The organism is Pseudoalteromonas sp. SCSIO 43210 (assembly GCF_054133285.1).
Genome location: NZ_CP087225.1, coordinates 868,256 through 886,324, shown reverse-complemented (window position 1 = coordinate 886,324; position 18,069 = coordinate 868,256). Strand labels below are relative to the sequence as shown.

The 18,069-nt window shown below is 40.0% G+C and carries 16 protein-coding genes and 1 tRNA gene; 9 read left to right on the top strand and 8 right to left on the bottom strand.

Annotated elements, in window-relative coordinates; all coding sequences use genetic code 11:
• Positions 1-65: 65 nt before the first annotated feature.
• A complete protein-coding gene (locus LOS73_RS03975; protein WP_008137566.1) occupies positions 66-314 on the bottom strand; it encodes a TIGR03643 family protein in 249 nt (82 codons plus the stop codon).
• Between the two features lie 125 nt (positions 315-439).
• Here LOS73_RS03975 and LOS73_RS03970 point away from each other — a divergent pair, with 125 nt between their 5' ends.
• The 3 genes from LOS73_RS03970 to LOS73_RS03960 all read left to right on the top strand — a co-directional run bounded on the left by LOS73_RS03970 (position 440) and on the right by LOS73_RS03960 (position 4,023).
• Positions 440-1,141 carry a substrate-binding periplasmic protein gene (locus tag LOS73_RS03970; RefSeq protein WP_007377049.1) on the top strand — a complete coding sequence of 234 codons (702 nt, stop codon included), beginning with the start codon at positions 440-442 and terminating at the stop codon, positions 1,139-1,141.
• Between the two features lie 90 nt (positions 1,142-1,231).
• Positions 1,232-1,888 (top strand): YoaK family protein, encoded by a 657-nt coding sequence (locus LOS73_RS03965; protein WP_007377050.1) that lies wholly within the window; start codon positions 1,232-1,234, stop codon positions 1,886-1,888.
• A 74-nt stretch (positions 1,889-1,962) separates the two neighbouring features.
• Entirely contained in the window at positions 1,963-4,023 is a 2,061-nt protein-coding gene (locus LOS73_RS03960) for a TonB-dependent receptor (protein ID WP_457934515.1), read from the top strand.
• A gap of 19 nt (positions 4,024-4,042) precedes the next feature.
• Here the strand turns inward: LOS73_RS03960 and LOS73_RS03955 are convergent, their stop codons facing one another.
• Positions 4,043-4,834, bottom strand: a complete 792-nt coding sequence (locus tag LOS73_RS03955; protein WP_007581507.1) for an AraC family transcriptional regulator — start codon at positions 4,832-4,834, stop codon at positions 4,043-4,045.
• 106 nt (positions 4,835-4,940) lie between these two features.
• Here LOS73_RS03955 and LOS73_RS03950 point away from each other — a divergent pair, with 106 nt between their 5' ends.
• Positions 4,941-6,137, top strand: a complete 1,197-nt coding sequence (locus LOS73_RS03950; RefSeq protein ID WP_033038024.1) for an MFS transporter — start codon at positions 4,941-4,943, stop codon at positions 6,135-6,137.
• Here LOS73_RS03950 and LOS73_RS03945 read toward each other — a convergent pair.
• The 3 genes from LOS73_RS03945 to LOS73_RS03935 all read right to left on the bottom strand — a co-directional run bounded on the left by LOS73_RS03945 (position 6,126) and on the right by LOS73_RS03935 (position 8,152).
• Entirely contained in the window at positions 6,126-6,347 is a 222-nt protein-coding gene (locus LOS73_RS03945; protein WP_033038026.1) for a hypothetical protein, read from the bottom strand. The genes LOS73_RS03950 and LOS73_RS03945 overlap by 12 nt on opposite strands.
• Before the next feature lie 96 nt (positions 6,348-6,443).
• Complete coding sequence (locus LOS73_RS03940) at positions 6,444-6,857, bottom strand: GFA family protein (RefSeq protein WP_033038028.1); 414 nt, start codon at positions 6,855-6,857, stop codon at positions 6,444-6,446.
• A gap of 305 nt (positions 6,858-7,162) precedes the next feature.
• The gene (locus tag LOS73_RS03935; RefSeq protein ID WP_033031422.1) at positions 7,163-8,152 is read right to left on the bottom strand and encodes a fatty acid desaturase; all 990 of its coding nucleotides are present in this window, start codon (positions 8,150-8,152) and stop codon (positions 7,163-7,165) included.
• A 533-nt stretch (positions 8,153-8,685) separates the two neighbouring features.
• Between LOS73_RS03935 and LOS73_RS03930 the strand changes: the two genes are divergently transcribed.
• Positions 8,686-9,069: a DUF1842 domain-containing protein gene (locus LOS73_RS03930; protein WP_008134994.1), complete on the top strand. Its 384-nt coding sequence runs from the start codon at positions 8,686-8,688 to the stop codon at positions 9,067-9,069.
• Between the two features lie 439 nt (positions 9,070-9,508).
• Here the strand turns inward: LOS73_RS03930 and LOS73_RS03925 are convergent.
• Positions 9,509-9,593: transfer RNA gene (locus LOS73_RS03925), tRNA-Leu, on the bottom strand.
• Positions 9,594-9,875: 282 nt separating this feature from the next.
• Between LOS73_RS03925 and LOS73_RS03920 the strand changes: the two genes are divergently transcribed.
• Positions 9,876-10,370, top strand: a complete 495-nt coding sequence (locus LOS73_RS03920; protein ID WP_007377060.1) for an RDD family protein — start codon at positions 9,876-9,878, stop codon at positions 10,368-10,370.
• Positions 10,371-10,460: 90 nt separating this feature from the next.
• On the opposite strand, the gene lptG is transcribed toward LOS73_RS03920, so the two are convergent.
• Together lptG and lptF are read right to left on the bottom strand one after the other, a co-directional pair.
• A complete protein-coding gene (lptG, locus tag LOS73_RS03915; RefSeq protein WP_033015376.1) occupies positions 10,461-11,528 on the bottom strand; it encodes an LPS export ABC transporter permease LptG in 1,068 nt (355 codons plus the stop codon).
• Positions 11,525-12,637 carry an LPS export ABC transporter permease LptF gene (gene lptF / locus LOS73_RS03910; protein WP_007377062.1) on the bottom strand — a complete coding sequence of 371 codons (1,113 nt, stop codon included), beginning with the start codon at positions 12,635-12,637 and terminating at the stop codon, positions 11,525-11,527. Before lptF ends, lptG begins: the two co-directional genes overlap by 4 nt.
• Before the next feature lie 288 nt (positions 12,638-12,925).
• On the opposite strand from lptF, the gene pepA reads away from it, so the two are divergent.
• The 3 genes from pepA to LOS73_RS03895 all read left to right on the top strand — a co-directional run bounded on the left by pepA (position 12,926) and on the right by LOS73_RS03895 (position 17,958).
• Positions 12,926-14,437, top strand: coding sequence for a leucyl aminopeptidase (gene pepA, locus LOS73_RS03905; RefSeq protein WP_033031420.1), 1,512 nt, complete (start codon positions 12,926-12,928; stop codon positions 14,435-14,437).
• A 158-nt stretch (positions 14,438-14,595) separates the two neighbouring features.
• Entirely contained in the window at positions 14,596-15,042 is a 447-nt protein-coding gene (locus LOS73_RS03900) for a DNA polymerase III subunit chi (protein ID WP_007377064.1), read from the top strand.
• Positions 15,043-15,102: 60 nt separating this feature from the next.
• A complete protein-coding gene (locus tag LOS73_RS03895; RefSeq protein ID WP_457934514.1) occupies positions 15,103-17,958 on the top strand; it encodes a valine--tRNA ligase in 2,856 nt (951 codons plus the stop codon).
• The last annotated feature ends 111 nt before the right edge of the window (positions 17,959-18,069 follow it).

The following is an 18,069-nucleotide window of genomic DNA, read 5'->3' as shown; positions in this document are numbered from 1 at the left end:
TTACGAGTTTAACAAACGGGTATGAACAACGAATGAAATTGCCAGCCATTAAAATTTAAGCTAACTCATCGCTGTTTATATTGTGTTTTACAGTGACTACGCATAATAGCAGGGTCACGTAATTTTAAGTGTTTTGTTTTGCGACCAGCATGGCGTTTACGCCAAACTTTAAAACTGCCTTTTGAAACGTTGTCTCGCATAAAAACCACCAATTGCGGGTATTTTAATCCGTATAACTGCTCTATTGCCTCGTAAGGGGTTCTGTCTTCCCACGCCATTTCTATAATTCGTGATTGTTGCTCTGTGTTAAACATTTAGATTTGCTCAAATTGTGTTAATACGCTTTTTATATTTACTTAGATCAGTACAGTTAAACGCACCAGACTGGATAATCAAACATAATCTTCTACACTAATAAAAAAAACTGGGTTTTGGCTTAATGCGTGTAATTTTCTTTTTTATAATTTTATATTCAACACCGTTATTTGCATCGCAAAATAAAATCATACGCTGTGTTACTACTCACTACCCCCCTTTTACAATATATGACACTAACACCGAAACATTTACTGGTTTAGATATTGAATATTTAAGGTTTATTGAGCACAACCTAGAATTAAATATTGAACTAGTGCATTTACCTTGGGCACGTGTTCAAAAAGAAATGAAAAAAGATAACTTTGACTGTTATTTTTCATTAGGCAATAATCCAGAGCGTGCTAAATACTTAGACTTTACAACGGTGCCGCTGCATATAACTAAATTTGGCTTGTTTACGATTAACGATCAAAACGTTATTAATAATAATTTATCTCAAGCTGCAATATCAATGCTCAGAGGCGTTGATTTACCAGTAGAAATTGCCAAAAAGTACGCAATAGATTCAAATAATATAATGCGTTCACTTTCTAGCGAAGACACGTTTAAGCTCCTTAAAAAAGGGCGAGTGCAGTACGCTATTACAAATTACCAAGCTGGCCTTTGGTACACACAACCTTTCAAAAACATCACCTCTATTGAATTAAATGAATTTCAACTTCCTGTGTATATCGCATTTAAATTTGGAGTCATTGATACACATAAAGTCGATCAGCAAATTAAAGCTTTTCAAGCAAAGCGACTTAACAAAAACGATGACTAAATGCGTTTATCTTTATTTTATGTTCCTAAAAAAAATATCTTTAGGTGTATGATATAAACCTATCTACATAGAAATTATAAGATCTAAGCAATGTTTACAAAACTACCAAAGTGGGTTGAATATGGCGCGTTTACACTCGCATTTATAGCGGGCATAGTAAACGCTGTAGGCTTATTAGGATTTGAGCACCAGGCTATTTCGCATGTATCTGGCTCTGTTACTTTACTTGGTATTAAAGCAATAACTAATCCCAGTACTGCCTTATTGTTACTTTCAATAATTGTTAGCTTTATGTTGGGTTCGGCACTGTCGGGCTTTTTGCTCTCTGGTGGCTCATTAAAACTTGGTCGTCATTACGACACTTTGCTTTTTATTGAAGGATTGCTACTACTTGCGAGTGCTTATTTACTCAAAAACACATTCGTTTACGGCATTGTTTTAACGTCTGCTGCGTGTGGGTTACAAAATGCGCTAGCAACTAATTACAGTGGCGCAGTAGTTCGTACCACACACTTAACCGGTATTTTTACTGACCTTGGTTTAATGCTAGGTAAAGCGCTTAAAGGTGAGCAATTTGATACCCGTAAAGGCGTTATGTTTTTACTCATTATTGCAGGCTTTTTACTAGGCGGTATAACCGGCTACGTTTTATTTAAGCATTACTTAGTGCTGGCTTTGGTGTTTCCTGCTGTGGCTTGTTTTGTTTTATCAATTACGTATCGGGTTTATAGGTTACGTACGCTTTAACGCAACAAGTTTAAATGCATATTAAAACCGCATATTATAGAGGCAATGCAATATAGATTACTTTCAAGGAATGTATGAAACCTTATTTTTTGCCGCTGATATTACCCTTTAGCCACGCTGCGTTTGCCGATAATCAAAACAACGATGCAATAGAAACAATAACAACTACGGCATCACGTATTGAAGCGCTATCTACCCCACTCCCTTTATCAATAAGCGCACTCAGCGAAGCGCAGCTAAATAGCATAGCGCCTACCCATATTGAAGAAGCCCTACAACGTGTAGCGGGTGCTAATATTCAACGCGGAAATGGCCAAGAATATTTACCCGCATTGCGCTCTCCGGTACTTTCGGCCGCAGGCGCATGTGGTGGCATATTAACCTTAGAAGATGGTATACCACTGAGAGCCGCTGGGTTTTGTAACATAAACGAGTTATTTGAAGCGCACAGCGAAATGGCGCAGCGTATTGAAGTGCTAAAAGGCCCTGGCTCTGCACTTTATGGCTCAAACGCTGTGCATGGTGTTATTAATGTAATAACGCCCGACACCACACAAGGCGGTGGTTTAGTTGGTTTAGACTATGGCTCGTACGGCTATACCCGCTACAAATTACGTGCAGGACAAGATTACGGCAAAAGCGGTATCGGCATTAACGCAAGTGTTACCGATGATAGCGGTTACCGCGACGACGAAAGCGTAGAGCAACAAAAAGTAAATATTCGCCATCGCTATTCAAATAATAATTTATTACTTACCTCAGGCCTTACTTACACAAATCTTGATCAGCAAACGGCTGGATTTATTACAGGCTTTGAAAGCTATAAAAACGAAGACCTCGCGCAAAAAAACTTTGACCCTGACGCATTTAGAAAAGCACGCGCATTTAGAGCATGGAGCAATGCAACATGGCAATTAAATAACAATGATGTGCTCTCTACTACGTTATATTTTCGCGACCAAAGCATGGACTTTTTTAAGCACTTTTTACCCGGCACACCGCTTGAAAAAAACAGCCAAACTGGTTTTGGCGTACAATCGCTTTATCAATATAATTTACAACGTAATGTAAAAGTAAACCTAGGGCTTGATGGCGAATACACGCAAGCCGACTTTACTCAAAGCCAAAACGAGCCCACTCAAGGCTCTACATTTTTAGTTGCTACAGTACCCCAAGGTAAGCATTACGATTACGATGTAAACGCCACGCTTTATGCCCCTTTTGCATCGCTTGATTGGCAATTAAATAAATGGTTACTTACCGCAGGTGTGCGCTACGAGCATATGCAGTACGACTACACCAATAATATGCTAGCAGGTAGAACAAAAGACGATGGCACAGAATGCGGCTTTGGTGGCTGCCGATACAGTCGCCCAGCGAGTGCTAAAAATAGTTTTAGTAATCTATCGCCAAAGCTTGGGGTTAGTTATCAGTACAATATAAATAACACGCTTTATGCAAACTTTTCTCGCGGTTACAGAGCGCCACAAGCGGCTGAGCTATACCAATTACAACGCGAGCAAACCACTGCAAATTTAAGCGCCGAAATAGCCAATAACGCAGAGCTGGGTATTAAAGGGATTTACGAAAAACTACGTTATGGTGTGTCACTTTACGCTATGAGTAAACACAATACGATTTACCGCGATAGTGACTTTTTTACGGTAAATAATGGCAGCTCTCGCCATCGTGGTATTGAGCTTGAGCTTGACTACCAGCTCACTAAGTCGCTTGCACTTAACTTTGCAGGCACACACGCAAAGCATACTTATACTAACAACCAAATACTTAACGGTTTAAATATAAACGGCAACGACATAGATACCGCGCCGCGTAATATTGCTAATCTCGATTTAACATGGCAGGCATTATACAACGCGCAATTTGCTTTGCAGTGGCACCGCGTTGGTAACTACTACACCGACCCAGAAAACTTAAATAAATACCAAGGGCATGATGTTTTAAGCTTGCGCGCTCAGTGGCAAGTTACTAATAATCTTGAGCTACTTGCTCGTATTATTAACTTAACTGATGAGGCTTATGCGGAGCGCGCCGATTACACCAGTTTTACCGGCGACAGATACTTCCCGGGTAGACCTCGTAACGCGATGCTTTCGGCAACTTACACTTGGTAATGCTTATTTAAGGGCTAAGCTAATTTAGCTGATTTAAGTCGCTCATGTATTTCATGGGCGACTTTTTCATTACCTTTTTAAACATAGTAATAAAAGCACTCACCGACTCATACCCTAATAACTCCGACACCTGCTGCACACTTTGCTTATCAGAAAGCGCTTTTAAGGCTGTAATTATATGCAATTGCGTACGCCATTTTCCAAATGTCATGCCTGTTTCTTTTTTAATTAACCGCGCTAATGTGCGCTCAGTTAATGCAAACTGCTTAGCCCATTGTGGTAGTGTTTTTCGGTTATTTGGCATATTTATAAGCTGATCGCTCATGGTTTGAATTACCTCGTTTTTAGATAATACAAAATCCAGTGGTTGTACGGGCATTTCAATAAGTTGATCAAATAACACCTGCGCTAAACGCGCTGTTTTACTATTTAAAGTATAGTGCTGATTATGCCCAGCCAACTCACACATTAGCTCTTTAACCAGCGGCGTAATAGCTAACGTACAGGTATTTAACGGCATACCGTTTTTACTACTATCAATAAATAAATGACAAAGCTGCGCGTTATCAGACGCTCTATTGCTATGCACCTTTTGTGCTGGGATCCAAATTGCACTGTGCGTAGGCACCATCCACATTTTGGCCGACACTTCACACGTTACATAACCATGTAGCGCTAAAATTAATTGCCCTTTTGGATGAGTATGTAGTGGTATTTCGTGACTTGCATGGGCATGCTCTATTTTGGCTATTATGGGCTGCGCCATAGTTTCAAAATTTTTAATGTCGTCCCAGCCAATTGCATCAAACATAGTTTTGTCTGTTTTTAGTTATTTAATGTCATTATCTCTAAATTATAGTTTTTGCTAAGCCTTTATACTAGCGCCCATTAAGTATTAGCTTTAATGGTCTTCCCTTTTGTTAAATAACACACCTAAATCACGCTTTGCTGGCATATTACTTGTGCTTGGCATATTACTTATTGCCGCAAATTTACGCGCCACATTTACAGGCATTGCACCTGTGCTTGAACAAATTATTAATCACTTTGGGCTTAGCGCATCGCAAGCTGGTTTTTTAACAACATTGCCACTCATTGCCTTTGCGGTTGTATCGCCAATGGCCGCAACTCTTGCTAAAAAGCAAGGGTTAGAGCGCACCTTGTTTGTGGCTTTGTTATTTATACTTGCAGGGGTTGCAGCGCGGGTAATAAATACCTCAGCTATGCTTTTTGTAGGCACCGCTATTATTGGTGTGGGCATTGCCATCGCAAACGTATTATTACCAAGTTTAATTAAGCGCGACTTTCCTGCAAAGGTTGCATTAATGACCTCAGCCTACGTGCTTACTATGGGCGTGGTATCGGGTGGGTTTTCTACTTTAGTATTTCCACTTAGTCAGTTAAACGGATTAGGATGGCAACTTGCGCTGGGCTCATCAGCTATTATTACTCTGGCGAGTATTATTGTATGGATGTCGCAATTAAGTAAGCACACAAAACCCGCGAGTATTGCTCAACACACCGACACGTCAAAAAGTGTTTGGCGCTATTTACTAGCATGGCAAATTACCCTACTGCTGGGCTTAAACTCGTTTTTAAATTATATAATTATTACGTGGTTACCAAGCATATTAACCGAAACCGGTCACTCAGCTACCCAAGCAGGTGCTTATCATGGGGCTTTTCAAATAGCGACTGCATTACCGGGTTTAATATTAATTCCGTTACTTGCCAAATTAAAAGATCAAAGCGCGCTTAGCTTTATTTTAGCCATGTTGAGTGCACTCAGTGCTTTGGGGCTGCTTTACATGCCTAGCTTTGCTTTTGTTTGGACCCTAATGCTGGGCTTTTGCTCTGGGGCATGTTTTATATTGGGGCTGTCGTTTATTAGTTTACGAACTGACGATTCGCAACAAGCAGCGTCGCTTTCAGGTATGTCGCAAAGCGTAGGTTATTTGCTCGCGGCTATTGGTCCTATGCTAGCTGGTGCATTACACACGACTACGGGAAGTTGGAGTGCGCCATTGTGGTTGTGCGCTATTGCCGGAGTACTGTGTGCTTTGTGTGGTTTGGGCAGTGGTAAAAGCACCACTTTAGCTAAATCAGCTAACTAGCTGCTGTAACCACGAAAATAAACCAGACGAAGGTTTACTACTCGCGTGCTTTTGCTCATAGCGTTTATTCGTTGCTTCGCGCTGTTCACGGCGCTCTTGTGCTAAATTAGCTTTTGCAGCAAAACGCCAGCGCTGCTCTTGAGTAAGCTCATCATTAAAACTAATGGCTGTTTTTTTCACTGCTCGGCTGCTTTTAGGTGAACTACACATATTATTCTCCAAATGACTGACTTATAAGTAGACAGTCATTTGGTTAAATAAATTTCAAACCGCTTACTAAAAAGTAATACTGATAACCCCAACTAACTAGTTTTGTGGGGTTGTATCAAACGCAGGTACTTCGTGTAAGCCGTTCAACCAGCTCAATGTTGATTTAGCCCAAATTTGTGCTGTTGGCGTAAACTGCTCACGCTGATCAACCGCACCAATACGCAAGCCATATACACGGTCAGCTTTAGCTTCGTTAGTTGCATAAAGTGTTGTACCACATGTACCACAAAAACCTTGCGCACGCTTGTTACCGCTTTGCGCTGTTTTAACAAACTCTTTTGGCTCCCCTTGGGTAAACACGACCGAATTTGGCTCTGCAATTATAACTGCTCTAAATGGGCCGCTCGACATACGTTGGCAATCGCTACAATGGCAAACAAGTGCGTTGTTATTTTGAGACTTTGCTTGGTATTTAATTTCACCACAGTAACAGCTTCCAGTAATTTCCATTATTTAAATCCTTAATGCTTATGAAGATTGAATCGAGATATAAGACCGGCAATATCGATTCATTATTTTTAAAATATAAAAAATTGCTCGCCGGTTCATTTGTATATTCGGTTAGGTTTTTAATTTTTGAGAGTGATTTTTTCAAAGTTGAGCAAGTGCTACAAACATGATCCGATGTTTTAAATAAAACAGCAATACCACGTTAAGCTAATAGCGTAACGTGGTACATCTAAATTATTTTTTATATGCGTTTAGATAATAAAATAAGAATAGCAATGTAGAGCCTCCCCTTATGTTGGGAGTAATTATTTAAATGCGTTAGCATTTTTTATGCTATCAAAATCGTTAAAGCGCACGTTATGCTGCGCCATTACTTTAAGTATTTTTTCACTTAACATTTGACGTAAATAAAACGGCTGATTTGGCACAAAATGATGAATGGTATGCGTTTTACCAAAGTTAAAACAAAACAAGTGAAACGGCATAAATAAACGACTCGTTAGCACATGAGTTTGCTCAAGCATGTTATTAACGCCGCCATAGTAATGCATGCTTGAGGTAACAAAATTAAGCGAGCTTGAGCGAATAATATTAGGCAAAATGAGCACGACCATTAAAAATTCAAACACATTCATTATACTTAGTACCCAGCTAGGTGAATTTAGCGAAAGTGGTATAAATAAATCAACAATATGAAATAAAATAACGCTGTATAAAATAGCAAAATACGCAGTTGTTACCGGAAACCCAGCATTAAAAACACTCGAAAAACTAAAGCCATTAATTTCTTTTCTAAAACGTTTGGTAGAAATAACTAACCCTAATAACCCATCTACAATAACTAGCGCACGTAAAAATGGATTTTTAATACCGTTTCCCACCAAGCGTTCTTCTAGGTCTTGTTGTGTGCCTGAGGTTTTGTGATGGTGTAAATGCATTTTACGTCGGTACCATGGGCTAATAGTATTTGGTCGCATTAACCATACTACTAACATCATAAAATTATGCATGAAAGGCTGATTACTAAAGTATTGTTTATGTATAAGGTCGTGCTCTAACTCATGGGAAATAGACGCAGCAATAGCCGCAAGTACTATACATACCCAAGCAGGTATGATGGCTAAATAATATAAAACACCAACACCAGTTAATGCGCTAAGCGACAGCAATAAAATAATTAACCCTAAGGTATTTTGATGTGCAAGTAATGGGTGTTTTTGACGAAGTAACACTTCTTCTGCCTTGATTGCTTTAACAATCGCTTGAATGTTCTGTTTGGCACTTAATTGGGTCATGATGATGTCTTAAAAAACTTGATGTACAAATAATACCTGAATTAAGCGTAACATCTAAAAAAATGACAATAAAAAATGACAATACGCTTGATGCTAAAGTGTGCTTTCGCACAGCAATAAATACAATAATAACGAGACCACACACGACTAAACTCATACCTACTATATTTTATATTCAACTACTCTGGCTTTAATTACATGATTTTCGAGATCCAAACATCTAATTAGGGACACCTTTGCCTGTAATGCTCTGTAATACATATTTAGCTGCAATCGTTCTACACTTTCCTTAGTTAACCTGAGTTCTGGATAATAAATCAATCTCAAGCAACTATTTTCAGCGCTAACTGAGTTGAATTCATTTGAATCAGATCCGCTATTGGCGGTGAATTCACCTTATTTTCACTGAAAAAACCTAGCTATAAAAAATATCAATACAGTTCAATATGTTAGTAAATCTTTACCCGGGTTTTAGGTTAGTTAGTGAAAAACCACTAAATATTGTTCATACACACTTAAAAAGGAAGATTAAAATGTCTAACGAAAGCTTATATCTGGTTAAACTACAGTTTAAATCTGGCGTTGTTGGTGGTGGTTCTATGGAATTACAATTATCAGTAGATCCAAAAACAGGAGCATTAAATGGTAGAGCAAATGGGGCCATTTTAGAGGGAACTCAGCATGCGCCACAATTTACTTCTAGCGCATCAGGGCATATGCATGCAACAGGTTACAATGACGTAACCAAAGTTGGTGCAGTAACTGGCCAAGCCATTGTATCCTTCCCACCACCTGCAATTGGTAGCTATCAGTCGCCATTCACGGCAAGCTTCGCAGTAGATAATCAATGGAATGGTAAAGGTAGCTTTTCGGTTGGTGATAATACTTACCAAGGCCAAGTAAGTTTAATCGACTAATATAAAGAAAATATTTTTAACGGCACTTAATACATTTAAGTGCCGCTGTTACAGTCTTGCAAAAACCCTCATTACAACAAAAATAAACAGCACGTAAGTAAAGCAATCAAAAGTTAAAACAGAGTACTTAAACTATACCGTTCTGCTTATTGTATGGGGCCTATTTTTAGGTAAAAAACCTTGCCGATAACAAGGCAAAAACTCCGTTATTTAATTGTTCTCGGCGATTGATCTTACATTGCTCTACTTTCTGCATACATGGAGTCGTAAGGCAGAAATTTCAAATGCAGTTGGTATCAGGTTTAATCCCTAAAATTAATTAAGAATTATCACGAATTGATATTATATCTGCGCTATATTATTAGTAATACTTTAAGCTAATCACTCAAAATTCAGGCATAAAAAAACCCCTGCTAAATCTAGCAGGGGCTATAAAAAGTGGTACCAGCGGCCGGACTCGAACCGGCACTCCTTTCGGAAGGGGATTTTGAATCCCCCATGTCTACCAATTTCATCACGCTGGCGTCATTTTTCTTTAACCTTCTAAACACGAGAAGATAAAGAAAAACCACTTTAGAGCTAAGGTTTGTTTATATGCCTTCGTCTCTATGCCAAGCATTATACAAACAATACATGCAGCAGCAAGCGTTTTATGACATTAGCATGATCAACCGCTTAACATTTAGCCATCTATTAACATTTACAAAAGAGATTGTTAGGTTAAATAGTATCGCTAAACTATAGCACTTAGTATTTGTAAGCTTTTTTGCTAAACTAGCGAGCATATTAATAGTGAGAGTGTCTTTATGTCTGGTAAGTTTCCACGGGCGAGTTTTTGGCGTCGTTTTGCGTCTTTAATTTACGATGCCTTAGTCGTAATTTCTTTATCTATGCTTACAGCCATACTTTATTTTGCAGTAATTCAAGGACTAAGTGCCTTGGGTTTTATTGCTCAAGCAGAAGATCCTGCAGCTTATATACAGGATTCCCCACTGCTATACGGTATTAGAAGTACGTTATTTGTAGGTATAAACATTTTCTTTTTTGCTTACTTTTGGACTAAAAGTGGCCAAACCATTGGTATGCGCGCATGGCGTTTAAAAGTACAAACACTCGACGGGAACCTTATTAGCTGGCCTCAAGCGATTATCCGCTGTGTAAGCTCACTACTTGGGTTAGGCAATTTAGTGGTGTTAGTTGATTTTAAAAACAAAAATGCATTACAAGATTATATTTCTAAAACCGAAGTAATTGCACTGACAAAAGAAGAAAACAAGCGTATTTATCGTGAGCTAGATTGAACCTATATCACTAATTTTAAAGTGAAAAAGCGTGGCTACTGTCACGCTTTTTATGTTTATAAGTTTATTACCTACACTATTTTAAAAGCATTAAACTCGTTTATTCATCAAGTATGTCGCAAAACTTATAAATATTATGCTTGGTAATACAGCACCTACAATAGCTGGTATTTGATAAACCATAACCACTGGGCCAAATATTTCGTTAGTTAAATGAAACACGATACCGGTTACAACACCCATAATAATACGCGCCCCCATAGTAACGGTACGTAGTGGGCCAAATATAAACGAGAGCGCCACCAGCAGCATTACCGCAACAGATACAGGCTGCATAAACTTACGCCAAAGGGCAAGCTCGTAGGTACTAGTGTCTTGCTCATTTTGTTCTAAATACCCTAAATACGACCATAAACCAGTAAACGATAACGACTCTGGCTTGACTGATACAACACCCAGCTTTTCAGCGGTGAGTTGTGAGGCATAAAATTCTTCAGGCACCTGTTCTGTGGTAATTTTTTCGTCGGTGATAATTACCTTATTTATATCACGAAGTAGCCAACCGTCATTACGACTCAAAGCATTTTTTGCTTTAGTAATTTGAGTCAAATCTAATGATTTATCAAAATGATACATGTACACACCATGCAGCATTCCATTTTGATCAACATCTTCTATGTTAATAAAGTTATTACCATCTTTAGCCCATACGCCTTTTTGCGCATTAAATACATCACCGCCATGTATTGCCTGATTACGCATTTCTTTAGCGTGCAGCTGTGCCTCTGGTGCACCCCACTCGCCAAGTGCCATCATACAAAAAGCCATAAATACGGCCGTTTTCATTACCGAGCCGATTATTTGTAAACGCGACATACCTGCCGCTTGCATTACCACCAGCTCACTGTTTGAGGCGAGTGCCCCTAAACCCGTTAATCCGCCAATTAGCGCAGCCATAGGGAAAAATACAACAAGGTCACCCGGTATAGTATATAAAGTGTAAAGCATTGCGGTAATTAAGTCGTAACTACCACGCCCTACCGATTTTAACTGTTCAATAAATTTTATGAGGGTACTAATACCCACCAATACCAATAAGGCAAAGCCTGTTGTTTGTAAAATACTGCGGCCTAAATACCAATCAAGCGTTTTCATCATGAGCCTAGTTCTCGCTTAGTTACAACAGCTTTGAGCCAAGCGCCCAATGGACGCCCTTTAATTATTAATAGCCCACCTATAAATAGGGCACTTATGTGGATCCACCACAACCCTATTGATGGTGGTATTTTACCATCCTCAACTGCAAATTTAGCTGCATTAAGTAAAATAAAGTAACCCAAATACAAGCTAATAGCGGGCACTAATTTAGCAAACTTACCTTGACGCGGGTTTACAACACTTAATGGCACAGCGAGCAAAGTAAGCAGTGGAATAGAAAGTGGAATAGCGAGACGCCACTGCCATTGTGCTATAGATTCAGGGGTATTTATTGCCAGCAACTGATTAGTTGGCACCGCTTCTAGCTTACGGCGTTGATGCTCTATTTCTTGATCGCGGATTTGTACGCTGTAGCCGTCAAATTCAGTTAAATTAAGTGCAGGTGTTAAACCGTCAGTTTCATAACGTTTACCATCAGTAAGCACTAACTGCTGTTCACCATTAACGGCTTCTACTACTACGCCTTGTTCTGCGTAAACTAGGCGTGCAAGGTTATCTTTTTCGCTGTTAGGTAGTTGCGCTACAAATACCTTATTAAGCTCTTTGCCGCCTTTTTCAATATTGTGAATAAATACCACGGCTTTTTCGTTACCGGTTTCTTGAAATCGCCCCGCTCTTAGCGCGGATAAACCGGCATCGGCTTTAGCTTGTTCTTTTAATTGGTATTCTTGCTCACTTGCCCATGGTGCTATGTACATGGTGAGCGCTGCGGCTAAAAATGCCAACCCTGCACTTGATATAAGCGTAACGCGCACAACGTACCATTCACTTACGCCACAGGCTTTAAGCACGGTCATTTCGCTATCAGCATAAATACGGCTGTAAGCTAAAATAATGCCTAAAAATATACTCAGCGGAAGTATTAAAGAGGCTAATTGCGGTAATTTAAGTGCAATCATCGACAGAACTAGTTTGGCAGGGATACTACCCTCGGAGGCATCGCCTAAAATAACAACTAACTTTTGTGACAAAAAAATGGTCATTAAAGTTAAAAATACGGCGACCTGCGATTTTAAAACCTCTGAGGTCAAATAACGGAAAATTAGCAATGCTCGCCCCTGTTAAACATGGAATTTCACTAAGATAGTGATAATTTAATAGTTAAATAGCTATTTTACGCAGCTTGTACTGGCAAATTAGCCATTATTATAAGCCATCAAATTTAATTATCCTACCTAAGAGCACGATATAATGTTGCATTAGTAGCCCTTAAGCATATAAAGTTCAATTACACAGTAAGAGTCTAGCAAAATCAGCTAATATTAGAGTTATTAGACTAGAAATCTTTTTTTTAGCCCCTATTTAATAGCCTAATCGACTCAAAACCAGGAGTGACAATGGAATTTAGCGTAAAAAGTGGTAGCCCAGAAAAACAACGTAGCGCATGTATTGTAGTTGGCGTTTACGAGCCACGTAGGTTATCCCCCATTGGTGAACAACTCGATAAAATCAGTGACGGTTATATCTCAAACTTACTTCGCCGTGGTGATTTAGAAGGTAAACCAGGTCAAGTTTTATTATTGCATCATGTACCTAATGTATTAAGCGAGCGCATATTGCTTGTAGGCTGTGGTAAAGAACGCGAACTTGACGATAAACAATACAAACAAATTATTTCTAAAACAATAAATACCTTAAACGATACTGGTTCAATGGAAGCGGTATGCTTTTTAACAGAACAACACGTTAAAGGTCGCGACACCTACTGGAAAGTGCGCCAAGCGGTAGAAACTACGCAAGATTGTTTATATACGTTTAACCAATTAAAAAGCAAAAAAGTAGACCCTCGTCGTCCATTACGTAAAATGGTATTCAACGTGCCAACACGCCGTGAACTAACTATTGGCGAAAGTGCCATTGAGCATGGTTTAGCCATTGCTGCAGGTAGCAAGTTGTGTAAAGACGTAGCCAATATGCCACCAAATATTTGTAACCCTGCTTACTTAGGTGAGCAAGCACAAGAGCTGGCAACTAATTTTGACAACATCACTGTTGATATTATTGGCGAAGAGCAAATGGCAGAGCTAGGCATGAATTCTTACCTCGCTGTTGGTCGTGGTAGCGTTAATGAATCTGTTATGTCGATTATTAACTATAAAGGCGCAGCCGATGACCAAGCACCCATTGTACTTGTTGGTAAAGGTTTAACATTTGACTCAGGCGGTATTTCGTTAAAACCAGGCGAAGGCATGGACGAAATGAAATACGACATGGGCGGCGCTGCAGGTGTTATTGGCGCAATGCGTTCGCTTGCACAAATGCAATTGCCAATTAACGTTATTGGTGTTTTAGCGGGCTGTGAAAACATGCCTGGTCCAAATGCTTATCGCCCGGGTGATATTTTAACAACTATGTCAGGGCAAACGGTTGAAGTGTTAAACACTGACGCTGAAGGCCGTTTAGTATTGTGTGACGCGCTAACGTACGTTGAACGCTTTAATCCAGATACGGTTATTGACGTAGCAACACTTACTGGCGCTTGTATTGTAGCCCTTGGCGCGCATGCGACTGGTTTACTATCAAACCATAACCCACTTGCACACGATTTATTAAAAGCGTCTGAGCAAAGTGGTGACCGTGCATGGCAGTTGCCACTGTGGGACGACTATCAAGATCAGCTAGATAGCCCTTTTGCTGATTTTACTAACTTAGGTGGACGTTCTGCTGGCACAATTACCGCTGCATGTTTCTTGTCTAAATTTACTAAAAAGTATCATTGGGCGCATTTAGACGTAGCCGGTACAGCGTGGAAAAGTGGCGCTAAAAAAGGCGCAACTGGTCGCCCTGTTCCTATGCTTACTCAGTACTTGTTAAATAGAGCTGGCGTAAGTGAAGCCGCTCAAGATTAAAGTGAACACTTAACTTTAAACCTGTTTATAAGGCGCCGTTTGGCGCCTTATTTATTTGTGTATTAATTGAAGCAAAACGCGTTATATGGCAAAATCTGCCTCTTAATTTATGTGTATCAACTTAGTGCACATTTAATGTTATGGGAAACCCCGATACAATGAACATGAACGCCCAATTTTTCGTTCTAAAGCAACAAGATGAATCGTTAGCAAAGCCAGACGATCATTTTGCTTTGGCAGCTCAAATTGCAGCCGATCAGTATCGAAACGGTCAACGCGTATTTATATGTGTCGATAACAACGAGACCGCCTGTGCCATTGATGAAATAATTTGGGCATTCGATCCCGACAGTTTTGTACCTCATAACCTACAAGGTGAAGGCCCTAAAGGCGGCGCACCTGTAGAAATTGGTATTACGCCTCCTGTTGGTAATCGTAAAGTTTTAATTAATTTGGCTAATAACTTACCGGATTTTATTCGTCGATTTAACCAAGTTTTTGATTTTGTACCCGTAGAACCCGTTGCTAAGCAAGCTGCTCGCGAGCGCTTTAAAAAGCTGCGCCAACTCGGTGCCAATCTCACCACGCAAGATATTAATAACTAAAAACACGTTTAGTTAAATAGCTAACCAACTAATTTAAGTACTTATTTAAGGTTCTGTGTAATGGATAAAACCTACAATCCGCAAGATATTGAACAGTCTCTATATCAAGACTGGGAACAAAAAGGCTACTTTAAGCCGTCTGGCAAAGGCGTACCATATTCAATTATGATCCCGCCGCCAAATGTCACAGGTAGCTTACACATGGGCCACGCCTTCCAAGATACAATAATGGATACCTTAACGCGTTTTAAACGTATGCAAGGTAACAACACATTATGGCAAGTAGGTACTGACCACGCAGGTATTGCAACGCAAATGTTGGTTGAGCGTAAATTGCATGCAGAAGAAGGCAAAACACGCCACGATTTAGGCCGTGAAGATTTTATTAATAAAATCTGGGAATGGAAAAAAGAATCGGGCGGCACTATTACTAAGCAGCTTCGTCGCCTTGGCGCATCGGTTGATTGGGATCGTGAACGCTTTACAATGGACGATGGTTTATCTGAAGCCGTTAAAGAAGTGTTTGTACGCCTTCATAAAGAAAACCTAATTTACCGTGGCAAACGCCTAGTAAACTGGGATCCTAAATTACACACTGCTATTTCTGATCTTGAAGTTGAAAACAAAGACAAGCAAGGCCACATGTGGAACTTACGTTACCCACTGGCTGATGGCGTAACAACACAAGACGGAAAAGACTACATAGTAGTTGCTACAACTCGCCCTGAAACCATGCTTGGCGACTCGGGTGTTGCAGTAAATCCAGATGACGAACGCTATACAGATTTAATCGGTAAAGAGATTTTATTACCAATAGTTAATCGTCGTATTAAAATTGTTGCTGACGAACATGCCGATAAAGATAAAGGCACGGGCTGTGTAAAAATAACCCCAGCGCACGACTTTAACGATAACGAAGTGGGCAAGCGTCATCAAATGCCGATGATCAACATTTTCGATAAAGACGCCGCTATTCTTACCCAAGGTGAAACATACACCTTTGACGGTAAAGAGCTTGAGTTTGATGCGCCAATTCCTGAGCGCCTGCACGGCCTTGATCGTTTTGCTGCGCGTAAAGCGATTGTGGCAGAATTTGAAGAGCTAGGCCTACTTGAAAAAATTGAAGACCATGGTTTAACGGTTCCTTACGGCGATCGCTCTGGTGTGGTAATTGAGCCACTACTTACCGACCAATGGTATGTACGTGTTGCCCCCCTTGCTGAACCTGCAAAAGACGCAGTTAAAAACGGCGACATTCAATTTGTACCTAAGCAATACGAAAACATGTACTTCTCGTGGATGAACGACGTACAAGATTGGTGTATTTCACGCCAGCTTTGGTGGGGTCACCGTATTCCAGCTTGGTACGACAGTGAAGGCAATGTATTTGTTGGTCGCGACGAAGCAGAAGTACGCCGTGAAAACAACATTGCAGACAGCGTAACGCTAAGCCAAGACGAAGACGTACTTGATACGTGGTTCTCATCAGCGCTTTGGACGTTCTCTACACAAGGTTGGCCAGAAAATACCGATGATTTAAAAACCTTCCACCCGTCTGACGTGTTGGTAACTGGTTTTGATATTATTTTCTTCTGGGTTGCGCGCATGATTATGATGACGCTGCACTTTGTAAAAGACGAAAATGGCAAACCACAAGTTCCGTTTAAAACCGTGTATGTAACTGGCTTAATACGTGACGACAATGGCGATAAAATGTCTAAGTCAAAAGGTAACGTACTTGACCCATTAGACATGATTGACGGCATTGAACTTGAAAACCTAGTACAAAAACGTACTGGTAACATGATGCAGCCAAAACTTGCCGCTAAAATCGAAAAAGATACGCGTAAAGTATTTGCAGGCGGTATTGAAGCACACGGCACCGACGCCCTTCGCTTTACACTTGCTGCAATGGCATCTACTGGTCGTGATATTAACTGGGATATGAACCGCCTTGAAGGTTACCGTAACTTCTGTAACAAATTATGGAACGCGAGCCGTTACGTATTAATGAACACAGAAGAGCAAGACTGTGGTTTTGCAAACGGTGCTCAAACGGAGCTTTCATTAGCTGATCGTTGGATTTTAGGTCAGTATGAAGCTACTGTTAAAACCTATACAGAGCATTTAGATAACTACCGCTTTGACTTAGCTGCTAACACGCTTTACGAATTCACTTGGAACCAATTTTGTGATTGGTACTTAGAGCTCACTAAGCCGGTATTATTTAAAGGTAATGAAGCGCAGCAACGTGGTACACGTAATACACTTATTACCGTACTTGAAAGCTTACTGCGTTTAATGCACCCAATGATGCCATACATCACTGAAACTATTTGGCAGCGTGTTGCACCTCTTGCAGGCCTTAAAACAGAGAACACCAGCATTATGGTTCAGCCGTTCCCTGTATATAATGAAGCAAGCGTTGATGCTAAAGCAATGGACGATTTAGAATGGGTTAAACAATTCATTTTAGCGATTCGTAATATTCGTGGTGAAATGGATATTAGTCCAAGTAAACCACTTAGCGTATTACTTGCTAATGCATCAAGCGACGACGTGCGCCGCATTGAAGAAAACAAATCATTTTTAGCATCACTTGCAAAAATTGAAGAGTTTACAATGCTTGAAAACAAAAACGACGCACCAGCATGTGCAACGTCTTATGTTGGCAACCTTGAGATCATGATCCCAATGGCGGGCTTAATTGATGTAGAAGCCGAGCTTTCGCGTATTAATAAGCAACTCGAAAAAGCCGAAAAGGGCCTAGCACAAGTGCAAAACAAACTCGCTAACGAAAAGTTTGTTAATAACGCACCTGAAGCGGTACTTGCTAAAGAAAATGCAAAGTTGGCTGAGTTTAGCGATGCTAAAACTAAGCTACTTGAGCAAAAAACTAAAATAGAAAGCTTATAATTTTAGTTATTATGCCTATTAACACTATTTAATAGGCATTAAAAAAGCCGCTCACTTTAATAAAGTGAGCGGCTTTTTTGTGCCCTGTGATTAACCACAAGACACTCCTAC